Source organism: Halogranum gelatinilyticum (genome assembly GCF_900103715.1).
In the GTDB taxonomy this organism is placed as follows: Archaea; Halobacteriota; Halobacteria; order Halobacteriales; family Haloferacaceae; genus Halogranum; species Halogranum gelatinilyticum.
Genome location: NZ_FNHL01000004.1, coordinates 405,562 through 427,258, shown reverse-complemented (window position 1 = coordinate 427,258; position 21,697 = coordinate 405,562). Strand labels below are relative to the sequence as shown.

22 protein-coding genes and 1 other RNA gene are annotated in these 21,697 nt (G+C 68.1%); 12 read left to right on the top strand and 11 right to left on the bottom strand.

The genetic code is table 11. The features are described from left to right. Positions 1-45: 45 nt before the first annotated feature. Complete coding sequence (locus BLR57_RS15570; protein ID WP_089699035.1) at positions 46-480, bottom strand: universal stress protein; 435 nt, start codon at positions 478-480, stop codon at positions 46-48. 126 nt (positions 481-606) lie between these two features. Here BLR57_RS15570 and BLR57_RS15565 point away from each other — a divergent pair, with 126 nt between their 5' ends. Continuing rightward, positions 607-1,056 (top strand): universal stress protein, encoded by a 450-nt coding sequence (locus tag BLR57_RS15565; RefSeq protein WP_089699033.1) that lies wholly within the window; start codon positions 607-609, stop codon positions 1,054-1,056. Positions 1,057-1,185: 129 nt separating this feature from the next. Here the strand turns inward: BLR57_RS15565 and BLR57_RS15560 are convergent, their stop codons facing one another. Together BLR57_RS15560 and BLR57_RS15555 are read right to left on the bottom strand one after the other, a co-directional pair. Then, complete coding sequence (locus tag BLR57_RS15560) at positions 1,186-1,722, bottom strand: GNAT family N-acetyltransferase (protein ID WP_089699031.1); 537 nt, start codon at positions 1,720-1,722, stop codon at positions 1,186-1,188. Next, positions 1,719-2,087, bottom strand: a complete 369-nt coding sequence (locus BLR57_RS15555; protein WP_089699029.1) for a universal stress protein — start codon at positions 2,085-2,087, stop codon at positions 1,719-1,721. Before BLR57_RS15555 ends, BLR57_RS15560 begins: the two co-directional genes overlap by 4 nt. 96 nt (positions 2,088-2,183) lie before the next feature. Between BLR57_RS15555 and BLR57_RS15550 the strand changes: the two genes are divergently transcribed. Together BLR57_RS15550 and BLR57_RS15545 are read left to right on the top strand one after the other, a co-directional pair. Continuing rightward, complete coding sequence (locus BLR57_RS15550) at positions 2,184-2,972, top strand: DUF5806 family protein (protein ID WP_089699027.1); 789 nt, start codon at positions 2,184-2,186, stop codon at positions 2,970-2,972. A 62-nt stretch (positions 2,973-3,034) separates the two neighbouring features. Beyond that, entirely contained in the window at positions 3,035-4,009 is a 975-nt protein-coding gene (locus BLR57_RS15545; RefSeq protein ID WP_089699026.1) for a methyltransferase domain-containing protein, read from the top strand. A gap of 15 nt (positions 4,010-4,024) precedes the next feature. Here the strand turns inward: BLR57_RS15545 and BLR57_RS15540 are convergent, their stop codons facing one another. Then, positions 4,025-4,501, bottom strand: a complete 477-nt coding sequence (locus BLR57_RS15540; protein ID WP_089699024.1) for a DUF7529 family protein — start codon at positions 4,499-4,501, stop codon at positions 4,025-4,027. A gap of 88 nt (positions 4,502-4,589) precedes the next feature. Between BLR57_RS15540 and BLR57_RS15535 the strand changes: the two genes are divergently transcribed. Next, positions 4,590-4,778, top strand: a complete 189-nt coding sequence (locus tag BLR57_RS15535; protein ID WP_089699022.1) for a DUF6199 family natural product biosynthesis protein — start codon at positions 4,590-4,592, stop codon at positions 4,776-4,778. A 4-nt stretch (positions 4,779-4,782) separates the two neighbouring features. Here the strand turns inward: BLR57_RS15535 and BLR57_RS15530 are convergent, their stop codons facing one another. The 4 genes from BLR57_RS15530 to BLR57_RS15515 all read right to left on the bottom strand — a co-directional run bounded on the left by BLR57_RS15530 (position 4,783) and on the right by BLR57_RS15515 (position 9,194). Then, a complete protein-coding gene (locus tag BLR57_RS15530; RefSeq protein ID WP_089699020.1) occupies positions 4,783-6,657 on the bottom strand; it encodes an ABC transporter ATP-binding protein in 1,875 nt (624 codons plus the stop codon). 69 nt (positions 6,658-6,726) lie between these two features. Beyond that, positions 6,727-8,010 carry a dihydroorotase gene (locus BLR57_RS15525; RefSeq protein ID WP_089699018.1) on the bottom strand — a complete coding sequence of 428 codons (1,284 nt, stop codon included), beginning with the start codon at positions 8,008-8,010 and terminating at the stop codon, positions 6,727-6,729. A gap of 55 nt (positions 8,011-8,065) precedes the next feature. After that, the gene (locus BLR57_RS15520) at positions 8,066-8,281 is read right to left on the bottom strand and encodes a hypothetical protein (protein ID WP_089699016.1); all 216 of its coding nucleotides are present in this window, start codon (positions 8,279-8,281) and stop codon (positions 8,066-8,068) included. A gap of 226 nt (positions 8,282-8,507) precedes the next feature. Continuing rightward, a complete protein-coding gene (locus BLR57_RS15515) occupies positions 8,508-9,194 on the bottom strand; it encodes a lipoyl protein ligase domain-containing protein (RefSeq protein WP_089699014.1) in 687 nt (228 codons plus the stop codon). A 54-nt stretch (positions 9,195-9,248) separates the two neighbouring features. Here BLR57_RS15515 and BLR57_RS15510 point away from each other — a divergent pair, with 54 nt between their 5' ends. Beyond that, positions 9,249-10,091 (top strand): DUF8155 domain-containing protein, encoded by an 843-nt coding sequence (locus BLR57_RS15510; protein ID WP_089699011.1) that lies wholly within the window; start codon positions 9,249-9,251, stop codon positions 10,089-10,091. Positions 10,092-10,152: 61 nt separating this feature from the next. Then, entirely contained in the window at positions 10,153-10,602 is a 450-nt protein-coding gene (locus BLR57_RS15505) for a PaaI family thioesterase (protein ID WP_089699009.1), read from the top strand. Between the two features lie 4 nt (positions 10,603-10,606). On the opposite strand, the gene BLR57_RS15500 is transcribed toward BLR57_RS15505, so the two are convergent. Then, positions 10,607-11,179 (bottom strand): cysteine hydrolase family protein, encoded by a 573-nt coding sequence (locus BLR57_RS15500; protein ID WP_089699007.1) that lies wholly within the window; start codon positions 11,177-11,179, stop codon positions 10,607-10,609. A gap of 46 nt (positions 11,180-11,225) precedes the next feature. Next, positions 11,226-11,612, bottom strand: coding sequence for a hypothetical protein (locus tag BLR57_RS15495; protein WP_089699005.1), 387 nt, complete (start codon positions 11,610-11,612; stop codon positions 11,226-11,228). Positions 11,613-11,768: 156 nt separating this feature from the next. On the opposite strand from BLR57_RS15495, the gene BLR57_RS15490 reads away from it, so the two are divergent. The 4 genes from BLR57_RS15490 to BLR57_RS15475 all read left to right on the top strand — a co-directional run bounded on the left by BLR57_RS15490 (position 11,769) and on the right by BLR57_RS15475 (position 17,570). Continuing rightward, positions 11,769-13,346, top strand: a complete 1,578-nt coding sequence (locus tag BLR57_RS15490) for an Hvo_1808 family surface protein (RefSeq protein ID WP_211603297.1) — start codon at positions 11,769-11,771, stop codon at positions 13,344-13,346. Between the two features lie 58 nt (positions 13,347-13,404). Next, a complete protein-coding gene (locus BLR57_RS15485; protein ID WP_089699002.1) occupies positions 13,405-14,919 on the top strand; it encodes an Hvo_1808 family surface protein in 1,515 nt (504 codons plus the stop codon). A 51-nt stretch (positions 14,920-14,970) separates the two neighbouring features. Further along, on the top strand, positions 14,971-16,347 hold the full coding sequence (locus tag BLR57_RS15480) for an Hvo_1808 family surface protein (RefSeq protein WP_089699001.1): 1,377 nt from the start codon (positions 14,971-14,973) through the stop codon (positions 16,345-16,347). 65 nt (positions 16,348-16,412) lie between these two features. Then, complete coding sequence (locus BLR57_RS15475; RefSeq protein WP_089699000.1) at positions 16,413-17,570, top strand: nicotinate phosphoribosyltransferase; 1,158 nt, start codon at positions 16,413-16,415, stop codon at positions 17,568-17,570. Between the two features lie 88 nt (positions 17,571-17,658). On the opposite strand, the gene BLR57_RS15470 is transcribed toward BLR57_RS15475, so the two are convergent. Then, positions 17,659-18,267, bottom strand: coding sequence for a TIGR00296 family protein (locus tag BLR57_RS15470; protein WP_089698998.1), 609 nt, complete (start codon positions 18,265-18,267; stop codon positions 17,659-17,661). Positions 18,268-18,428: 161 nt separating this feature from the next. On the opposite strand from BLR57_RS15470, the gene rnpB reads away from it, so the two are divergent. Continuing rightward, positions 18,429-18,835, top strand: an RNA gene (gene rnpB / locus BLR57_RS15465) — RNase P RNA component. Positions 18,836-18,960: 125 nt separating this feature from the next. Beyond that, positions 18,961-21,654 carry a heavy metal translocating P-type ATPase gene (locus tag BLR57_RS15460; RefSeq protein WP_089698995.1) on the top strand — a complete coding sequence of 898 codons (2,694 nt, stop codon included), beginning with the start codon at positions 18,961-18,963 and terminating at the stop codon, positions 21,652-21,654. The last annotated feature ends 43 nt before the right edge of the window (positions 21,655-21,697 follow it).

The following is a 21,697-nucleotide window of genomic DNA, read 5'->3' as shown; positions in this document are numbered from 1 at the left end:
ATCCGCGAGTGGAGGTGCGGGGTGAAAACTCCGGTGTTCTGGTGTCTATTCCTCGCCGTCGGCCAACTGCCGGACCGTCAGGACGGGCACGGGACAGGTCCGGACGACCCGCTCGGCGACGCTGCCGATGAGAAACCGGTTCTCGCCGTGGCGGCCGCGGGTGCCCGTCGCCACCATGTCGGCGTCGACCTCGCGGGCGTACTCGGTGATCTCGGGTGCCGGTCGGCCCTCGCGGACGGCGGTGTGGACCTCGCGGTCGACCCCGTCACGAACCGTCGACAGCGCGTCTTCGGCCTGTTCGTGCAGTGCCTCGCGCATCTCGTCGCGGAGGCGGTCGGGCGAGGACTCGACTTCGCCCGCGTCGACGACCGAGAGGAGGTGGACCTCGGCGTCGAAGCGGTCGGCGAGGTCGAGCGCGACGTCGACGGCTCGGCGGACGCTCTCGGAGCCGTCGGTGGCGATGACGATGCGGTCGAACATATCGCGGGGTTCGCCCGCCCGTGGCATAAAACTGCACGGCGAGGGAGCGGTGTTCCCACCGGTCGAGAGGCCAAGCCGGAGTCGGGCGGGGGCAGTGTTTTTGATGCCGGCCGCCGCAGAGGAGGTATGGAACCACTCGACATCGACCTGGTGGTCGTCCCGGTCGACGGCAGCGAGGAGTCGACGACCGCCGTCGAGTACGCCGTCGCTATCGCCGCCGAGTACGACGCGACCGTCCACACCGTCTACATCCTCGGCGAGGACGTCGTCCGCGCAATCGAAACCGGCGTCGTCGACGAGGCGGAGGTCGCCGCCGAGACGACCGACTTCACCGACACGGCCCAGGAGATCGCCGCCGACCACGGCGTCGACCTCACGACGTCGACGGCCTACGGGTTCTCGACGCACATCAAGACCCGCCACCCCGGAAGCGTCGTCCTCGACACCGCCGAGGACCTCGACGCCGACTTCGTCGTCGTCCCCCGCGAACCGGTCTCCGGCGACCCCGCCGAAGTGCTGGAGAAAGCCGCCGAATACGTTCTGCTCTACGCCAGCCAGCCCGTCCTCTCGGTGTAACGCTTCGACGGGTCGGCCGGACGCGCTGCTCAGGGCTCACCACTTCACCTCTCCCACTCCCGGTGCACACTCGCTGCTCGTCCTACAGCCGACGCGCGACGGGCCGCGCTCCGCGAAAAAATCGTCTCTCTACAGCCGCAGCGTCATCTCCAGCTCGAAGCTCTCGGCGTCGCTCGTCTCGAAGCCGATCTTCTTGTAGAGACCGACTGCCGGGCGGTTCCAGCGTTCGACGGTGAGCCACACCTTCTCGACCCCTTCGGTCTGGCCGTAGCCGAGCAGCCCCTCGATGAGATGCGTGCCGATACCGGCCTTCTGGTACGCCTGGAGGACGAAGATGGCGAGTTCGTACGTGCCCTCGTCGGCGGGGACGAGCGTCGCGTGGCCCGCGACCTGGTCGCCGTCCCACGCGATGACGTTGAGACAGTCGCCGCCGAGGATGTTGTCCAGCCAGCTGCGGACGCGGTTCTCCCGGCCCGGCGGGATGCCCTGGGCGCGGTCGGCCGGGTCGAAGTCCAGATACATCTCGACGAGTGCCTCGGTCTCGTCGGCGTCGCTGTCGGCGTCGTAGGGGCGGACCTCGATGGTCCGGCCCTCGCGGTCCTCGAACGACAGCGGCGGCTCGTCGAACGGACCCGCGGCCGTCTCGGGGTAGATTCGGTCGGTCATCGGACCAGTTTCACCGTCACGTGGGAGTTCAGCAGGACGAACTCGGCGATGCCGCCGATGTTGATCTTCCCCATCGGACTGGTCTCGCCACCGCCGAGGGCGATCTGGTCGAAGCCTTCCTCCTCGGCGATGTCGACGATGCGACTGCCGGGGTCGCCCTTGACGTGTCGGATATCGGCGTCGAGACCGGCCTCGTCGAGGACGGCCTGAACACGCGCCTCTACCTCCTCCGGCGTCGCGTCGGACTTCGGGTTCTCCACGACGGCGACGGTGAGGTCGTCGCCCGCGACGAGCGCGCGGTCGACCGTCTGCTCCAAGGCGTAGATGGAGTCCTCGCTGCCGCCGATGCCCAAGAGTACCTTCATGGGCCATGCGTTGGTGGCGTGATAGAAAACAGTTTCTCGTGTTTCCCCGATTCGGCGCACGACAACCCTTTTGCACCCCGCCGAGCAAGGGCGGTTATGACCGACGACCCCGCGGCGACGCCCGACTTCGACGAGGAGGCCGCTCCGGACGAGTCGACGGCCGCCACCGAGACCACGGGTGCGTCCGACGAGCACGCGAACGGAACGGCCGACGCAGCCGACGACGCGGAGTCGACACCGACCGGGACTGCCGACACCGCCGACACCGCCGACACCGCTGATACTGCCCACACCGACTCGGCTCCCGCCGAGGACGCGGATGCCGACACGGACGAACCGACCGACGACGACGTTCCCGACGATGTGCCCGAGGACGTCCGCAAGTACGAGCGGTTCAAGAAGATGGACGGCGCGCAGTACGACCGCGTCAACTCCTTCCTCCGCGAGCGCACCTACATCACCGCCCGTGAGTGGGCTATCGCCCGCCTCTGTGCGGACTTCCGCACGGAGACCGGCGTCGAGATGACGAAAATTGGCCAAAACCTCCCGCGGCTCATCCCGTTCATGACCGACACCTACACCCCTCAGGCCGTCAACCAGGCGCGCTCGTCGTTCGAGGGGAAGGTCAAGCAGTCGGGCGCGACGTTCCTCTACGGCGCGATGTCGGGCTTCTTCACGGCCGAAGAACTCGACGAGATGATGTACGAGGTGACGGAGATCGCGAAGTTCCTCCTCGAAGTCGAGGGCGTCGACCTCTCGGTCGCCGACGAACTGGACGCCGAGGAGCGGATTTCGAGCGTCATGCGCGAGGTGCGCCAGGAGAGTGCCCAACTGCGCGGCGAAGAGGTCGAATGTCCCGAGTGCGGCCACGTCCACGAACCCTGAGCGGCGGAGCGACGCCCGAGTAGACAGCCCTTTCCGCCCTCGAACGCCAGTCTCACTCCTTCATGCCCCTCCAGACGCGGCCCGTTCCGGCGACGCTCGACGGCACGTACGCCGCCGTCTGTGCACGGCTCCCCGGAAACGGCCTAGTCGCGGCCGAGTGTCGGAGCCTCACCGGAGGCGCGCCGGACACGGACGGCGTCGCGCTCTGTCGCTCGCCGTCGCGCGTCTCGCAGGCCGCTTACGTCAGAGACGGCGTCCGCCTGCTCGCTCGCGGCGACACCGTCGCCGACCTCGTGGCCGCCGTCGGCGACCTCGACGTCCCCGCCGACGACTTCCGGATCGAGTTCCACGCGCCCGCCGACGGTCGCGACCTCTCGCGGCGGGACACGACCGTCGCACTCGCCGACGCCCTCCCCTACCGTCCCGACCTCGACGACCCGACCCACCGGTTTCTCGTCGTCGTCCGCGACACCGGTCTCTGGTTCGGCGAGATACTCGCGACGGCCGACCGCGACTACAGACGACACGACGAGAAACCGCGGCGGACCTCCGCGTCGCTCTCGGCGCGGCTGTCGCGCGCGCTCGTCAACCTCGTGGCGTCGGACCCCGGCGTCGAGTCGGTGCTCGACCCCTGCTGCGGGACCGGCTCGGTCCTCCTAGAAGCGCGGTCGCTCGGTCTCTGCGCGGTCGGAGTCGACTGGAACCGCGAGATGGTCGAGATGGCCCGCGAGAACGCCGCACACTTCGGCTACGATGTCACCGTTGAGCGGGGTGACGCCCGCGACTGTCGCCGTCGTGCGGACGCCGTCGTCACCGACCTCCCCTACGGGCTGACGCTGGACGCCGACGAGACGGTCGTCCGGGGGATTCTCGACCACGCGGCGACGCTCGCGCCGCGCGGCGTCTACGTCGCCGGTGCCGACATCAGCGCGCGGCTGGCCGCTGCTGGCTACACCGATATCGAGACGTATCCGGTCGCCAAGCGCGCCGGGTTCGCGCGGTACGTCCACGTCGCACGGAGCACGCGCGTCGAGTGAGAAGAGACCTGTCGCTTACTGCGGAAACAGCGTCTCCGGCTCTTCTTGCTTCAGCGTCACGCGGTCGTCGCCCGAGAGCGGCCGGACGTGCGTCTGCATCTCTCCGGCGTCGCGGGCGCGCTTGAGCATCAGGTCGGCGTCGGCGATGCCGTAGTACGCGGGCAGGAGGACGACCTGGTTCGTCGCCGTCGACTTCGTCGCAATCACGAGGAAGACGACCCCGTTCTCCTGGGCGCGGAAGACGTCGTACTCGTCGAACGTCGCCTCCGCGACGAGTTCCGTGAGTGCCTCGTACTCGTCGCCGGGGACGAGTATGTCGAGTCCGAAGCGGCCGTCGACACGCTCTTCGACCGCGGGGAGCGCGGTCACGTCGCCCGGATGCAGTTCGAGCGTCTCCCAGCCCTCCTCGCGGTACTCCGCCGCCGTCGCCTCCATGTCCTCGACGACACCCTCCCAGATGTCGAGCGAACCCGTGAGCGGATGGTCGTCCATGCCACACCGTCGACTGTGAGGACGGGAAAAACGTTCGTTTCCCACGTGGGGTCCCTAGGCTTTTCTGCCGATGAGCGAACGAACAGCTATGCAACAGCCCTCTCTCGTCGCCGCCGCCGTCGCCGGAGCTGCCGGCTTCTACGACCCCTCGCTCGCCTACCGACTCAACCCCTTCTTCGAGACGGCCGAACGCAGCGACGCGGGCCGGACCGCCGACCGGTTCGGTGCCCTTCTCCTGATTATCGTTGGCATCTGGTCCATCTCGTTCGGCTGGTAGGGGACTACGCAGCCGTCTGTGCCGCCCACAGCGAGGCGTACTTCCCACCCGCATCGAGCAGTTCGTCGTGGCTCCCCCGTTCGACCACCCGGCCGTCGTCGAGCACCAGAATCGCGTCGGCGTCGACGACGGTCGAGAGCCGGTGGGCGATGACGAACGTCGTCCGGCCCTCGCTCAGGCGGTCCAGCGAGCGTTGGATGGCGCGTTCGGTCTCGGTGTCGACGGCGGAGGTCGCCTCGTCGAGGACGAGAATCGGTGGGTCCTGCAGGAAGACGCGGGCGAGGGCGATTCGCTGCCGCTGGCCGCCCGAGAGCCTGACGCCGCGCTCGCCGACGCGGGTCTCGTAGCCGTCGGCCGTGCGCTCGATGAACTCGTCGGCCTCGGCGGCGCGGGCGGCCTCCCGAACCGCCTCGTCCGACGCGTCGAATCTTCCATACCTGATGTTGTCGGCGATGGAGCCGTCGAAGAGGAATGTGTCCTGAGAGACGTAGCCGACGTTGCTCCGCAGACTGGCGAGCGTGAGGTCTCGGATGTCGTGGCCGTCGATGCGGACCTCGCCGTCGGTGACGTCGTAGAGTCGGAGGAGCAGTTTGAGCGCGGTCGACTTCCCCGCGCCCGTCGCGCCGACGAGTGCGACGGTGTCGCCCGATTCGGCCGCGAGAGAGACGTTGCGGACGACCCGTTCTCCCTCACTTCCCCCGCCGTCCGCCTGCATCCGGTCGCGGTAGGCGAAGGAGACGCCGTGGTACGAGACGCGACCCCGCGGGTCCCCAAGGTCGGTCGCGTCGTCGCGTTCGGTGACGTGCGCCGGGATGTCCGCAAGTCCGAAGACGCGCTCGGCGGAGGCGCGGGCACTCTGAATCTGGTCGACGATGTTCGAGACTTCGGCGAGCGGCGCGACGAACCGCTGGGTCATGAAGACGAACGTGACGAACGTCCCGACCGTCAGCTCGCCCGAGAACCACAGCGGCGGGCCGACGAGCAGCCAGTAGCCGCCGACGAGGAACGTCGCGGCGAAGGAGAGCCCGGCGAGCAGTTCCATCCCGGGGCGGTAGAGGTAGCTGAGCTTCAGGACGCCCATCGTCGACTGGAAGACGTCGTAGGCGGCGTCGGAGACGCGGTCGCGTTCGTAGGCTTCGCTGTTGGTGGTCTTCGTCAACTCGACGCCGTCGATGCCGTTCTCGACGCGGGTGTTGAACCGCGCGACGGCCGACTGCCGCTGGCGGTAGCGCGGGGCGATGGCGCGCATGAACCACCACGTCAGCCCCGCGATGGCGGGGACGGCGACGAGCGTCACCAGCGCGAGCTGGGCGTTGAGCGTGAAGAGGATAAAGGCGATGCCGCCGACCATGACGACGAGCCGCAGCGAGTTCATGAGCGCGTTGTCGAGAAACGCCTCCAGATTTCCGGCGTCGTTGTTGAGGATGGCCATCACCTCGCCAGTCTGTTTGTCGTCGAAGAAGGCCATGTCGAGCGCGAGCAGTTTCTCGAAGCTGTCGGTGCGGACGGCGTACATCACCTCGTGGGCGAACTGGTTGGCGGAGACGCCGTAGATCCAGGTGAAGACGCCCGTGGCGACGAACGAGCCCGCGATGAGCGCGACCGACAGCCAGAACTGGGCTTCGGTCCCCGCGGGAATCAGTGTCTGGGGAACGAGCGGGAGGCTGTACGGCGTCCCGTTGGACGAGAACAGCGCGTCGATAGCGACGCCGAGGACGACCGGCGGGAGCAGTGAGGCGGCCTGTGCGAAGAGGTTGGCGACGAGACCGACCGAGAGCCACAGTCGACGTGACCGGCCGTAGGTCGAAAAGAGGCGGACGAGCGGCCGGTCGACCTGCACGCGGTAGCGGTCGAAGGTGCTCTCCTCCGTGGAACTCATTGGGAAGGGGACGCGACAGGGCGGTATCAATCCGCCGCGTTCCGGCAGGTGACTCCGCTTCTCGATTCCCTACCCGCGGACGTTCTGCCCGTCGGCGTCGCCGAACGAATCCGTCCCGTCGGCGTCGCGCTCGTAGACGACATCGCCACGCACCATCGTCAGCTCGGGGAACACGCCGCGACGCCCCTCAAACGGTGTCCAGCCGCAGTTCGAGTGGAGTTCGTCGCCGCGGATTTCGCGACTCGCCTCGGGGTCGACGAGGGTGAGGTCGGCGTCGTAGCCCGCCTTCACGTGGCCCTTCTGCGGGAGGTCGAAGACCTCGGCAACGTTGGCGGCGGTGACGTCCCGGACGCGCTCGTAGGAGAGTCGGTCCTCGCGAGCCGCTTCCAGCAGGAGCGGCAGCATCGTCTCGACGCCGGGCACGCCACTCGGGGCGTCCCAGATGCTCGCGTCTTTCTCTTCTGCGGTGTGCGGTGCGTGGTCGGTCGCGACGATGTCGATTGTGCCGTCGACGAGCCGTTCGAACATCCCGGCGCGGCGTTCCTCGCTCCGGAGGGGCGGGTTCATCCGGCCCTTCGTGCCGAGGTCGTCGTAGTCCTCACGCGAGAGAAAGAGGTGGTGCGGCGTCACTTCGCAGGAGGCCCCCGCGTCGTGTGCGAGGTCTGCGCCCTCGGGCGTCGAGGTGTGGGCGATGTGAATCTGGGCGGCGGAGTCGCCGCCGACCTCCAGTGCGCGCTCGACTGCCGCGGCCTCGGCTTCGGCGGCGCGGTAGGCACTCCAGGCGTCGTAGTCGTCTGTCTCCTTGGCACTCTCGTCGAACAGCGTCGCGTCCTCGGCGTGGACGGTGACCACGACGTCCTCCTCGGCGGCGCGGGCGACGGCGTCCGCGAAGAGATCGGCCTCGATACCCATGTTGCCGGTCGAGTCGGCGAGGAAGACCTCGCCGAGTGCGAACAGCGGTTTGGCGAACAGCGAGTCGGGGTCCCACTCGGCGGTGACGCCGCCGTTGATGCCCCAGTCGATGATGGACTGTTGCGCAAAGTCGGCCTTCTCGTCGAAGGCGTCACCGGAGACCGTCGGCGGCGACGTGTTCGGCTGGTCGACGACGGTCGTCACGCCGCCCGCGGCGGCACTCTTCGACCCCGTCTCCCACGTTTCCTTGTGGCCGTAGCCCGGCTGACGGAAGTGGACGTGGGCGTCGATGGCTCCGGGGAGGAGCAGTTTGTCCGTCGCGTCGACGACTGCTTCGTTGGCACTGGGTGAGAGGTCGGTGGCGATGTCGGCGATGCGGTCCCCGTCGACCCGGACGTCCCGGACCCGGCCGTCGGCGAGCGTCGCGTTCTCGATGAGCATTGTCGGCTATGTTCGTCGGCGGGTGCTAAAGGTCGTGGCTTCGGGTGGTGTTTGCTCAGTCGAGGAGACGCTTCGTCGGGTCGACGCCGAGGAGCGTCGCGCCGATACCGACGACGAGCAGGAGACCACCGACGAAACCAGCGAGGTTGGTTGCGAAGGTGAAGTCGGTGGTCGGCCCGAAGAGAAGTCTGTAGCCCGACGCCGCGGCGACGAGTGTGCCACCTGCGAGGGCGAGGGAGAGCGAGAGTGTGGTGTACGTGGAGGGCTTCATACTCGCAGCACGCGTGGCGTGTGGTTGATGGTTCTGGTTCTTCTGGCTCCGTCGACTGACGGTGTGGCAGCGTTGAAGACGGGACTCGAAACACACCGAGTGACCGCACCGCTCCGCACAGCCACGGCCTCCCCAGCCGATTCGCTCACTCACTACGTTCGCTCGCTCATCCCTCGCACGGTGTCGGCGACGCCGTCGCGTCGCCAGCGCGCGCCGTGGTGAACGATCAGTCTTCGCCGAGATATTCTACAGTTTTCTCCCGCCCCGCGACGAACGTCTCCTCGATGGCGCGGGCGACTGCCTCGGGGTCGTCGGGACCGCCTGCGTCGGCGACAGTCCCCACCGATTCGGGGTCGAACGGGACGTCGAGCGCGTCGTAGACCGGCGTGAGCACGTCCACCAGTTCGTCGCGCTCGGCGACGAGCACGCAGCCGGAGACGAGTGCCGCGCCCTTCGTGACGCGCTGGGCGATGCCGGCGATCTTCCCGTCGCACTGCACCGAGTGGTCGCCGGGGCAGAACGATTCAGGCGGCTCGCCGGGTTCGGCGGCGACGCCCACCGTTTCCAGTGCAGCGACGACCGTCTCGACTGCGTCGTCGTAGCGTCTGTCGAGTCCCTGCCGCATATCGTCGACGGGGATGGCCGTGGCGAACGCGAGTGTCGTCTGGCCGGTGTAGGCGACGGCGCGGCCGCCGACGCTCCGTTCGAGCGCGCGGTAGCCGCGTGCTTCGGCTGCCTGCTTGGCTTCGTCGTACCGCTCGGCGTGGCCGTCGCGGCGGCCGAAGGCGACCTGCCGAGCGGGAGTCCAGACGCGAATCGCCGGGACGGCCGTCTCGCCCGCTTCGGCGAGCATATCGGCGGTGGCCTGCCGGTCGGCCTCCGGAGTCGGCTCCCGGCCGCGGATGACGCGCATGGCTGCCCGTAGCGACCCGACGTACATATCACCTCGCGTCCCCGACCGCCCGACATGGCGGTCACGCTCCCGGCCGAGGTCCTCGAACGCTACCGACGCTTCTCGCTGTACAACTCGCCGTATCCCGCCCACGACCACGGCTGCGCGGTCGACCTCTACCCGGAGACGAACGACGGCCTCTCGCCCGTCGCGGGCGAGGTGCTGGCGACGAAGACCGTCCGCTGTCCCGACCAGCCCTACGCGGTCGACCACGACCACCTCATCGTGATAGACTGTGGCGACGTGGTCGCCAGAATCCTCCACGTCGAGCCGGCGGTCGAACCCGGCGACGTCGTCGCCGTCGGCGACTCGCTCGGCCCGATGGTTCGTTCGGGCTTCTTCGGCCAGTGGGTCGACAACCACGTCCATCTCGGCTTCCGCGAACCGGGGCAGAACTATCTCCGCGCCGGTGGCTCCTTGCCCGTCGAAGCCGACGTGACGGTCGAACCACTGGACTGGGACGGTACGGGAGAGGTCGTCGCGGTCGGCGAGACCTACGCCGTCCTCGACGCACCGACGCACCCCGCACCGGGCGACTACTTCGCGGGCATCACCGCCGACGACGGGGCCGTACTGGACGGGGGGCTGACGCACTACACCGGCGGCGGGATTCTGACGGCGACGACGGGGCCGGTCTCCTTCTTGGGCACGCAAGTCGGCGTCGCCGACGGCCGGGACGTGACGTGGGACGACGTGGAGGTACTGGCGAACGGCGAGCGCGTCGTCGGGCTCTCGCTGTTCGCCGCGCAGGATTCGGGGTTCGGTGCGAAACTCGTCGCCTTCGACCACGACTTCGCCGTCGGCGACGCGGTCGAGGTGACGGTTCGGCCGACCGACGACCCCGTGCGACTCGGGTAGCTGTCGGCGTCCCGCGTCGCCGACCGGGTGTTACAAGCCCCACCCCCTCGCAGATGGGGCCATGACCGACGAGGCCTCGTTTCCCGAAGACGCCGCCCAGATCGTCCAGACCTACATCGAGAACGAACACGGCTATCTCTCGTGGCTCAACACGCAGGTCGACGCGATGGAGCGCGGCCGGGTCGTCATGGCCATCCCGTACGACGAGAAGCTGACCAACACCGTCACGCCGCCGACGATGCACGGGGGCATCGCCGCGACGCTCATCGACACCGCGGGCGGCATCGCCCAGCGGACGATGCTGGACGATCCGCTGGAGGGCGGCGTGGCGACGGTCAACCTCAACGTCAACTATCTCCAGCGCGCCTCCGGCGACCTGCAGGCGACGGCGGAGGTGGTCCGCTCGGGCGGCTCCATCGGCGTCAGCACCGTCACCGTCGAGAGTACGACCCCGGAGGGCGAGACCGACGCCGTGGCGACGGGACAGGCCGCATACCGACTCTTTCGCTGACTGATTAGCTGAACTCGATCTCCCCGCGCGTCGTCACCTCGCCGAACAGCCAGTCGGCGTGGTCGACGGCGTACTCTTTGTGACCCTCCTCGATGAAGCCCAGCGCGTCCTCGACGACGACCGGTCGATAATCCCTGAGACCGGCACTTCCGGCGGTGTGCAGCACACAGACGTTCGCGAGCGTCCCGCAGATGAGCAGGTCGTCGATACCGTGGGCGTCGAGCCAGCCCTCCAGGTCGGTCTGGTAGAAGGCGTCGTAGGTGTGCTTGACGACGACGTGGTCCTCCTCGCGCACGTCGAGGCCGTCGACGAGTTCGGCTTCCCACGACCCCTCGACGACGTGCTCGCCCCAGCGGTCGAACTCGTCGTAGTAGTGGTTGTCCTCGAACTGCTCGGGCGGGTGGACGTCGCGGGTGTAGACGACCGACGCACCGGCCTCGCGGGCCGACGCGACGACCTCGCTGACGGGCTCGATGGCGGCCTCGCTGGCTGGCGCGGAGAGGCTTCCATCGGGGTGACAGAAGCCGTTCTGCATGTCGACGACGACGACGGCGGTTCGGGCGGGGTCGAAGCTCATAGCTCCCGGTTCGGGCGAGAGACGCAAAACGGTTGGTCCCGCTTCACTACTCGCCGACCCACCCCGACGGGTCCATGCGGCGGCGACGTGCCTCCGGGACGGGTCGGACGACGCCGAAGACGAAGCGATTGGCGGCTATCGCGACAGCAACTCCGAGGAAGAACCAGCCGAAGGGGTACGTTCGAAGTGTGCCGGTCGCGCCCATCCAGACGAGTATCGCCATCGCGAGCACCCCCACACCGACCAGCGCCCAGAGACCGACGCGACTCCTGTCGGCGGCGACGAACAGTCCGAACGTCACGAGCGCGACGACGCCAGCGATCCACCAGTCGCCGTTCGTCGCGAACTGGCGAGTAAGCCAGTACTGGAGGAACGTGGAGGCAGCGAGGAACGCGTCGAGGAGGACGACCTTCGTTCCGCTGTCGTATTCCATGGATGATGCGACCCGTGGCGTCGGGATAAAGATGTGGACGCGTTGCCGACGCTGTCGCCGACGTCCCTTCGAGCCGTGGTCGAAACGGGCAGACGCGACTCCCCGGAATCGACAGATGCGGGTAAGGTACTTGCACCCCCGGCCCTACTCGGACGTATGCGACGGCTCATCGCCCTCTGTCTCGTCTCGCTCGTCCTCTCCGGCTGTGCGGCCCCCACCGGCGCGCCGACCGCGGCCGACGGCGACTGGCAGTTCCCCGACGACCCTCCGAGCGACCGTATCGGCTGGGAGAACGGCTACTGGCACAACGAATCCATCGACGTCGACCAGTCCGACGGGCTGAGCGACGCCGAGTTAGAGGCCTACGTCGCCCGCTCGATGGCGCGGGTCGAACACCTCCGCGACCGGGAGTTCAAAGAGTCCGTGCCGGTCGAAGTCATCTCCCGCGAGGCGTACCGCCAGCAGTCCGCCGACAGCAGTCAGCGCGACGACTCCTTCGAGGCGTGGAACAACCAGGTCTGGGAGGCACTCTTCATCACCGGCGAACAGCAGAACGTCCAGTCGGAACTCGGATCGACGTTCGGCGCGGCCGTCGCGGGCTTCTACTCGCCGAGCGACGACGAGATCAAGATCGTCACCGACTCGCCCGACCGGCCGGTCATCGACAACGCGACGCTGCACCACGAACTCGTCCACGCGATGCAGGACCAGTATCACAACCTCGCCAGCAACACCTACCGCGCCGAGAGCCAGGACGGTGACCTCGCGGTCTCCGGCGTGGTCGAGGGCGAGGCGAACTACATCGAATATCTCTACCTCGAGAAATGTGGCGGCGAGTGGGAGTGCGTCGAGACGCCCCGCTCGGGTGGCGGCGGCGGTGGCGGAAACCTCAACCTCGGCATCTATCTCGTCATCTTCCAGCCCTACTCCGACGGCCCCGTGTTCGTCCACGACCTATACCAGGAGGGCGGCTGGGACGCCGTCGAGGAACGCTTCGAGAACCCGCCGGTCTCCTCCGAGCAGGTCATCCACCGGACGGGAGAGGAGCCGGTCCCCATCGAGTACACCGACCGCGCTCGTAACGGCTGGTCGCTGTTCGACGAGGGCCTTGACGGCTCCGACACCGTCGGCGAGGCCTCGCTGTACGCGATGTTCTGGTATCAGGACAGAGAGGGAACCGAGGGCTTCGAGGGCTTCGACTGGCGCGAGGTCGGCCAGACCGAGGGCGAGTACGACCAGCTCAACTACGACTCGACGGCGACGGCCGGCTGGGCGAACGACCGCGTCTTCCCGTACGCCAAGGGTGAGGGCGACGACGCCGAATACGGCTACGTCTGGGAGTTAGAGTGGGATACGGAACGCGACGCGACGCAGTTCCGCGAGACCTACCTCGCGATGCTCCGTGCCAACGGCGCGACCGAGCAGGGTGAGAACGTCTACGTCGTCCCGGAGGGCGCGTTCGCCGACGCCTTCCGCGTGACGCAGGACGGTACTCGCATCACTGTCGTCAACGCGCCGACCGTCGACGACCTCGGCGACGTCCGGCCGACGTCGGCACAAGCTGACGGGAGCGGCGCGAGCGATGCGAGCGGTGACGACGGTGGCGACAGTGCCACTGCGGGCGACGGCGACGACTCCACGGACGCCCAGTCGCCCGGTTTCGGACTGTTCGCCGGCCTCGTCGCACTCGTCGTCTCGCTCGCCGTCGCCGCGGGCGTCGGCCGTCGCGACTGACTCCTCCTTCGCCGCGGGCAGTACGCCTTTGCGTCGCGCGCTCCAAGCGGAACCAACCGTGCGACGCCTTCCAGTACTCGCAGCCGTCGTCCTCGTACTGCTCTCGGGTTGTGCCGGGTCGGTCCCCATGCTCGACTCGGGCGGCACCGCGGAGGACACTGTCCCGCCCGACGACGTCCATGCCGACATCGACCCCGCGCCCGCCGACCTCGCCGACCCCACCACCGACAGACTCGGCTGGGAGGGTGGCTACTGGTACAACGAGTCCATCGACGTCGACCAGTCCGACGGTCTCAACTCGTCGGAGCTGGCGGCCGTGACCAACCGCTCGATGGCCCGTGTCGAGTATATCCGTGGGCTGGAGTTCGAGCGGTCGGTCCCCGTCGAGGTCGTCAGCCGCGACGAGTTCGCGTCCTCACAGAGCGACCGCGAGACGCCGCCGAGCCGCCGGACGTTCGACAACGCGAAGTTCGAAGCGCTGTTCATGATCAACGAGTCGACGGACTCCATCGCCGTGCAGTCGCAGAACCGCGGTGCCTCGGTCGGCGGCTACTACTCCCCGAGCGAGGAACGGATCGTCCTCGTTAGCAACTCTCAGACCCCGAGCGTCTCGGAGGTGACGCTCTCCCAAGAGCTGTTCCACGCGCTGCAGGACCAGCAGTTCGACCTCTCGTCGTTCGACCAGTCGACCCGCGAACAGCATAACGCGGCCGACGGCATTATCGAAGGCGACGGTAACCTCGTCGACTACCTCTACGGACAGCGGTGTGGCGAGGAGTGGACCTGTCTGAGCGACACTGGCAGTGCTAGTGGAGAGACCAGCAACAACAGTTCCAGCGGCTCCAGCTCCGGCGGTCTCGCCGACCTCGGGCCGTACTTCCTGAAATACCAGCCCTACTCGGACGGCCCGGCGTTCGTCTACCAGGTCTACGAGGCGGGCGGCTGGGACGCCGTGAACGCGGTCTACGAGACCCCGCCGACGTCGACCTCCCAGACCATCCACCCCGGCCAGTATCCCGAGAGCGAGCCGTCGGTGCCGACCGTCGACGACCGAACCACGGGGTCGTGGGAGCGCGTCGAACCCGAGGGTCGCGTGAACTACGGCCGCGTCGGCGAGGCGGGGCTGGCGGCCATGTTCGCGTCGCCGCTGTACGAACAGCCCGGCGCGGCCATCGTCTCGCCGCGGTCGTGGCTCAACACCGACGACAACGGCACGCCGCGGACCTTCGACCCGCTGAACTACGACACCGACTACTCCGACGATTTCGCGGGTGACCGCTTCGTCGCCTACGCCGACGCCGACGCCGAGGACCGCTCGGGCTACGTCTGGGCCGTCCGCTTCGACAACGAGTCGGCCGCGGACGACTTCCGCGACGGCTACGGCCAACTGCTCGACTACCGTAACGCGACCGAAGTCGAGGACGCGTCCGGTCCGGGGTCGGTCTACCGCATCCCCGAGGGTGACGACAACGGCTTCAGCGACGCCTTCCGCGTCGTCCAGCGCGGCGACACGGTGACCATCACGAACGCGCCGACCGTCGAGGCTCTCGCGGGCGTCCGCGCCGGCGAGTAACTCTTTCTCCGCCGCCGAACGACCTTTGTCGGCCGCGCGCCCATCTCCGGTGTGTCACGACGACTCGCCCTCCTCCTCGCCGTCGTCCTCGTCGTCTCCGGCTGTGCCGCGCCGACAGCGCGGCCCACCCCGGACGCCGACTGGCAGTGGCCCGACGACCCCGCGACCGACAGACTCGGCTGGGAGAACGGCTACTGGTACAACGAGTCCATCGCCGTCGACCAATCGGACGGCCTGAACGAGACCGAACGCGAGGCGTTCGTCGCCCGCACGATGGCCCGCGTCGAACATATCCGGGGGCTGGAGTTCGAGCGGTCGGTCCCCGTCAAGGTCATCTCCCGCGCGGAGTTCCGCGAGTCGAGAGGGGGCGACCGCGACCCCGACGCCGATTATCGGGCGTGGAACAACCAGGTCTGGGAGGCGTTGTTGCTCGTCGGCGAGGATACCGACGTGAGCGACGTCTTCGACGAACTCTACGGCGGCGCGGTGCAGGGCTACTACTCGTCGAGCGAGGAGCGAATCGTCGTCGTCAGCGACGCCGAGACGCCGGCCATCGACCGTACGACGCTGGCCCACGAACTCGTCCACGCGCTGCAGGACCAGCAGTTCGGGCTGTCGAGCGACGCCCGGACGCAGGACGCCCAACTCGCCCGCCAGGGTATCGTCGAGGGCGACGCGCGCTACGTCGAACAGCTCTACGAGGAGCGGTGTGCGAGCGGCGTCTTCGAGTGCGTAGCGAACGCGCCGAGCGACGGCGGTGCCGGCGGCGCGCTCTCCGCGCCGGGCGTCTTCCTCACGATTTACGCCCCCTACAGCGAGGGACCGACGCTCGTCGACGACCTCCGTCGCCGCGGCGGCTGGGACGCCGTCGACGGCGCGTACAGCCGTAGCCCCGAGAGCACGGAGCAGCTCATCCATCCCGAGGCGTATCCCGACGAGACGCCGGTCGACGTGGCCGTCCCCGACCGCTCGTCGGCCGAGTGGTCGCGGTTTTCGAGTCCGGAGAGCGACACCGTCGGCGAGGCGTCGATGGTTGCGATGTTCTGGCAGCACGGCTACATCGAGCGGTCGCATCTGCGGACGAAGACGGGCAACTACTCCGCGTACAACTACGACCATCCGGTGACCGCGGGCTGGGGCGGTGACCGCGTCGTCCCCTACCGCCACGGCGAGGGCGACGACGCCGACTACGGCTACGTCTGGGCGACCGAGTGGGACACCGTCGCCGACGCCAAGAAGTTCGCGGCGGCCTACCGGACGACACTCCAGCTCTACGTCGGCGGCCAGCGTGTCTCGGAGGGCGTCTACCGCGTCCCCGACGACCGGCCGTTCGGCGACGCCTTCCGCGTGACGCGAGAGGGGACGCGGGTCGTCATCGTCAACGCGCCGACCGTCGAGGAGTTAGACGACGTCCACCGGTCGGGCTGACTGTTCGCTCCCCAACTGCCGCCCGAACGGATGTCTTTTTGAATTTCCCGGCAGAAGCGAAGCCAATGAGCACCTTCGACATCGTCGGCGACGAGGCCATCCTGTCCGGCCGTGCCACCGACGCCTACTTCGACCGCACGGAGACGACACTCCGACACGCGGGCAAGAACCCCCACGTCGTCGCCGAGGTCACCGCCGACCAGTTCCCCGACGGCGAGTTCGAACTCTTCGCGGGGCTGAAGGACGCCGCGCGCCTGCTGGAAGGCCACGACGTCGACGTCGACACGGTCCCCGAGGGGCGGCTGTTCGACGGCGGTCCCGTGATGCGTATCGAAGGGTCGTATCTGGCGTTCGCCCGGCTCGAAACCTCGCTTCTGGGCTTTCTCTCACACGCCTCGGGCATCGCGACGGCAGCGCTCGAAGCCCGGCGGGCGGCCCCCGACTCGACGGTCCTCTCGTTCGGTGCGCGGCACGTCCATCCGTCGATGGCGGCGGTCGTCGAGCGGAACGCCCTCATCGCCGGTCTCGACGGCTTCTCGCACGTCGCCGCGGGCGACATCCTGGGCAAGGAAGCGAGCGGGACGATGCCCCACGCGCTGATGATCGCCTTCGGCCGCGGCAATCAGGAGCAGGCGTGGCAGGCCTTCGACGAGGCGGTCGACGAGGACGTCCCCCGCGTCGCGCTCTGTGACACCTACTCCGACGAGAAAGACGAGGTCGTCCGGGCGGTCGACACCCTGGGTGACCGCCTCTCCGGGGTACGGCTCGACACGACCAGTTCGCGCCGCGGCGACTTCCGACACATCTGCCGGGAGGTCCGCTGGGAGCTGGACGCCCGCGACATCGACGGCGTCGACATCTTCGTCAGCGGCGGACTCGGCCCGAGCGACCTCCGGCATTTGAGAGACCACGTCGACGGCTTCGGCGTCGGCGGCTACGTCTCGAACGCCGACCCGGTGGACTTCGCGCTCGACATCGTCGAGGTCGACGGCGAACCGGCGGCCAAGCGCGGCAAGCTCTCGGGCGTGAAAGAAGTGTATCGGACGGCCGACGGCGGCCACCACGTCGGCCTGCGCGGCCACGACGCACCCGCGGATGCGGAGACGCTCATGGAACCGCTCATTCGTGACGGCGAGGTCGTCGACGAGGAACCCTTCGACCTCGACGCGGCGGCCGAGCGGGCGGCGGCGGACGCGACGCTGACGGGCTTCGGCGAGGAGTAGCAACCGAGAGATGAGACGCTGACGGTGTGAGACGAGACCGTCGTCAGTCGGGAGTGGAAGCGGTGAAAAGAGGGCAGAGAGCCGTGCGCTACACTTTCAGTTCTTGGACGCTGCCGCCGTCGGGACGCTCGCGGAAGACCTGTCCTTCGATGAGCGTCACCATGGTATCCTCGTCCTGCCACGCGAGCGGCGAGAGTTTCGCCTTCCGGCAGACGCGTGTCAGATACTTCTCCTTGCTCCAGTTGTTCTCGATCGGGATGGTCGGATAGAGCCAGCCGTGGTTGCCGCCCTTGTCGACCGCGACCCCGTGTTTCCCAAGAACGAGGTCGTTGAGTGGGTCGTTGGTGAGGATCTGGTTGGAGACGATGCAGACGGAGATGTTGAGGTTCTGTAGCTCCGCCGGTTCGATCTCGGAGCCACAGGAGTCGCCGGAGGCGGCCTTGATGGCCGCGTCGACGATTGCGTGGCCGAGTTGGTCTTTGCTCTTGTAGCTGCCGGCACAGCCTCGCACGCGACCTCGGCCCCGAGTCGAAGTCAGCCGGACGAACGCCCCGGTGCGGTTGTAGAACGCGTCCCGCATACTGCCGGGCTGCTCCCGTTGTCCGTGAAGAACGTACGATTCAACCGATTCCCGCGCTAGTTCGACCGCCCGAGCCCCATCCTCGTAGGAGAGGCGTACGGTCTGCGCCTCGGACATACACTCACACAGGGTGCCGATAGACTTCAACGCTTCCCTTCGGACAAGATGAATCATGAGGGATTTTAACCACCCGTTACGGCTATCGAACCCCTTATTTGAGCCGACAGACTAGCCCTAGTCGGCAGAGAGAGCCCGACCACCGTGCGCCGGAACCCCACGGCGGCCTTCGGCCGACGTGCCCCGGTGCATGAGGAAAGTCCCCCCACCGTTCGGACGGGTGACCGGGCGCAAGCCCGGAGTCGGAGACGGCTGGCTCTGGAACAGAAACGAGACCACTCGGCCCGACCGATGAGACGTGCGAACCCGACCGCGAGGGAGGGGAGTTGACCCGTCGAGGGCAGCGAGATGCCACGCATCTCGAACACGAACGGGCGCCTCGCGCCCGCGAGTAGACGGCCGAGAACGGATGGAACGGCGAATCCTCACCGGTGCAAGTCCGTGCCACGCGGCGCGCGACTCGACGCGATTCGTGCGTCGACCGCGTGCCCAAAGGTAGTCCGAACGCAGGACGCGGACGCTCAGCCGAATGTCGGGAGGAACAGAAGGGGGCTTACTCCTCTCAGCCACACTCGACTCGCCGAGCCGCGGTGCTCGTTATTAACTCGCTCTCTCAAATCGGGGTGTTGTTATTAACTAAGCCGGTGGGAATGGCAGGGAGATTAATAACTTCGGGACGACTAGCGTCGGCTAATGAGCGACGATACCGGTGACCGGTGTGCCGACGAGGCGTGTGGCTGCGGCGACGAGACAGCCACGGCCGACGTCGGCGACGGTCACAGCCACGACAACGGGGGTGAGACACACGACTACGGGGACGGCCACAGCCACGACCACGAAACGCTCGCCGCCGACCCCGCTGGCGACGCCGACGGGGAGGAACTCCGGCTCTCCGTCCCCGAGATGGACTGTGCCTCCTGTGCGGGCAAGGTCGAGAACGCGCTGGCCGACCTCGAGGGACTCTCGGCCGTCGACCCGCGGCCGACGACGGGCACGCTCGTCGTCCGCTACGACCCGAGCGTGACGAGCCTCGACGCCGTCCGCGAACGGGTCGAGAGCGCGGGCTACACGGTCGAAGACACGGATTCGGAAGCCTTCAGCGTCCCCGACATGGACTGTGCCTCCTGCGCGGGGAAGGTCGAGAACGCCCTGAGCGGCGTCGACGGCGTCTTGGAGTACGAGACGCAGCCGACGACGGGCCGCGTGCTCGTCACCTACGACACCGCCCGCGCCTCCCGCGGCTCGGTCGTCGCCGCCATCGAGGGTGCGGGCTACGCCGTCGCCGACGACGAGGAAGACGACGGCCGCGAGAGCGTCTGGCGGAGTCCCCGCGCACTCAAGACGTGGAGCGGCGCGACGTTCCTCCTGCTCGGCATCGTCGTCGAGTATCTCCTCGTCTCGTTCGACGTGACGCTCCTGACCGCGCTCGGCCGCGAGGTGACGGTCGCGTGGGCGCTCTATCTCGGTGCGGTGCTCGTCGCCGGGCAGGAGATCGTCCGCAACGGCTACTACTCGGCGGTGAACCGCAACCTCGACATCGACTTCCTGATGACCGCCGGCATCGTCGGCGCGCTCATCGTCGATCTCCCGTTCGAGGCCGCCACGCTGGCCGTGCTGTTCAGCGTCGCCGAACTCCTCGAACGGTTCTCGATGGACCGCGCGCGGGACTCGATGCGCGAACTGATGGAACTCTCGCCCGACACCGCGACCGTCCTGCGCGACGACGCGGAGACGACCGTCGCCGTCGAGGACGTCGCCGTCGGCGAGACGGTCGTCGTCCGCCCCGGCGACAAGGTGCCGTTGGACGGCGTCGTCCGCGAGGGCAGTTCGCCGGTCGACGAGTCGCCCATCACCGGCGAGAGCGTCCCGGCCGACAAGGCCGAGGGCGACGAGGTCTACGCCGGGAGCATCGTCGAGGGCGGCTATCTCGAAGTCGAGGTGACGGCGGCCTCGGCGGACTCGACGCTCTCGCAGGTCATCCAGCTGGTCGAGGACGCCCAGTCAAATAGAACAGAATCCGAGCAGTTCGTCGACCGCTTCGCGCGCTACTACACGCCGGTCATCGTCGTCCTCGCGGTCGCGACGGTGCTGCTCTCGCCCGCGATTTTCGGCGTCACGTGGACCCAGGCGTTCGTCCGGGGGCTGACGCTCTTGGTCATCGCCTGTCCGTGCGCGTTCGTCATCTCGACGCCCGTCTCGGTCGTCTCGGGCATCACCTCGGCCGCGCGCAACGGCGTGCTCATCAAGGGTGGCAACCATCTCGAAGCGATGGGCGGCGTCGACGCCGTCGCCTTCGACAAGACCGGCACGCTCACGACGGGCGAGCTGTCGGTCACGGACGTCATCACGCTCAACGAAACGACCGACACGGAGCTTCTGGGCTGTGCCCGCGCCATCGAACAGCGCAGCGAACACCCCATCGCGACGGCCATCATCGACTACGCCGAGGACCAGGGCGTCTCGGACCGCGAGATCACGAACTTCGAGGCTATCACGGGCAAGGGTGTAAAGGCCGACCTCGACGGGACGACCCACTACGCCGGCAAGCCCGCGCTCTTCGCGGACCTCGGTTTCGAGTTGGAGCACACGCACGTGAAAACTGACGGCGGCGCGGCACTGGGCAGCCGCGACGATACGGACGGCGGACGAGTGATTGCCGGACAGAACGGCGACGCCGCCGACCCGCAGGCCTGCGACCACGGTACCTACCTCGACCTCGTCAACGAGACCATCCCCCGGCTCCAGGCGGAGGGGAAGTCGGTCATCCTCGTCGGCACCGACGAGGAGTTGGAGGGCGTCGTCGCCATCGCCGACACGGTCCGTCCCGAAGCCAAGTGGGCCGTCGCCCGCCTGCGCGAACTCGGCGTCGACCACGTCGCCATGCTGACCGGCGACAACGAGCGGACGGCCAACGCCATCGCCGAGCAGGTCGGCATCGACGAGGTCCGGGCGGACCTCCTCCCCGAGGAGAAGGTCGCCGCCGTCGAGGAACTGCGCGAGCAGTACGAGGGCGGCGTCGCCATGGTCGGCGACGGCGTCAACGACGCGCCCGCCCTCGCCACGGCGACGGTCGGCATCGCCATGGGTGCCGCCGGGACCGACACGGCCCTGGAGACGGCGGACATCGCACTGATGGCCGACGACCTGACGCGGCTGCCCTACCTCTACGACCTCGCCTCCCGCGCCAACGGCGTCATCCGGCAGAACATCTGGGCGTCGCTTGGGGTCAAGGCCGTCCTGGCAATCGGCGCGCCGCTCGGCTACGTCTCGGTCATCGTCGCCATCGTCGTCGGCGACATGGGGATGAGCCTCGGCGTCACCGGGAACGCGCTCCGACTGGCGGGCGTGCGACCCGAATCCGACGGGACGGACCACACCGAAGACTGACTCCCCGGCGACGGTCCGACCCGACCGGCGCGGGGCCGCAATC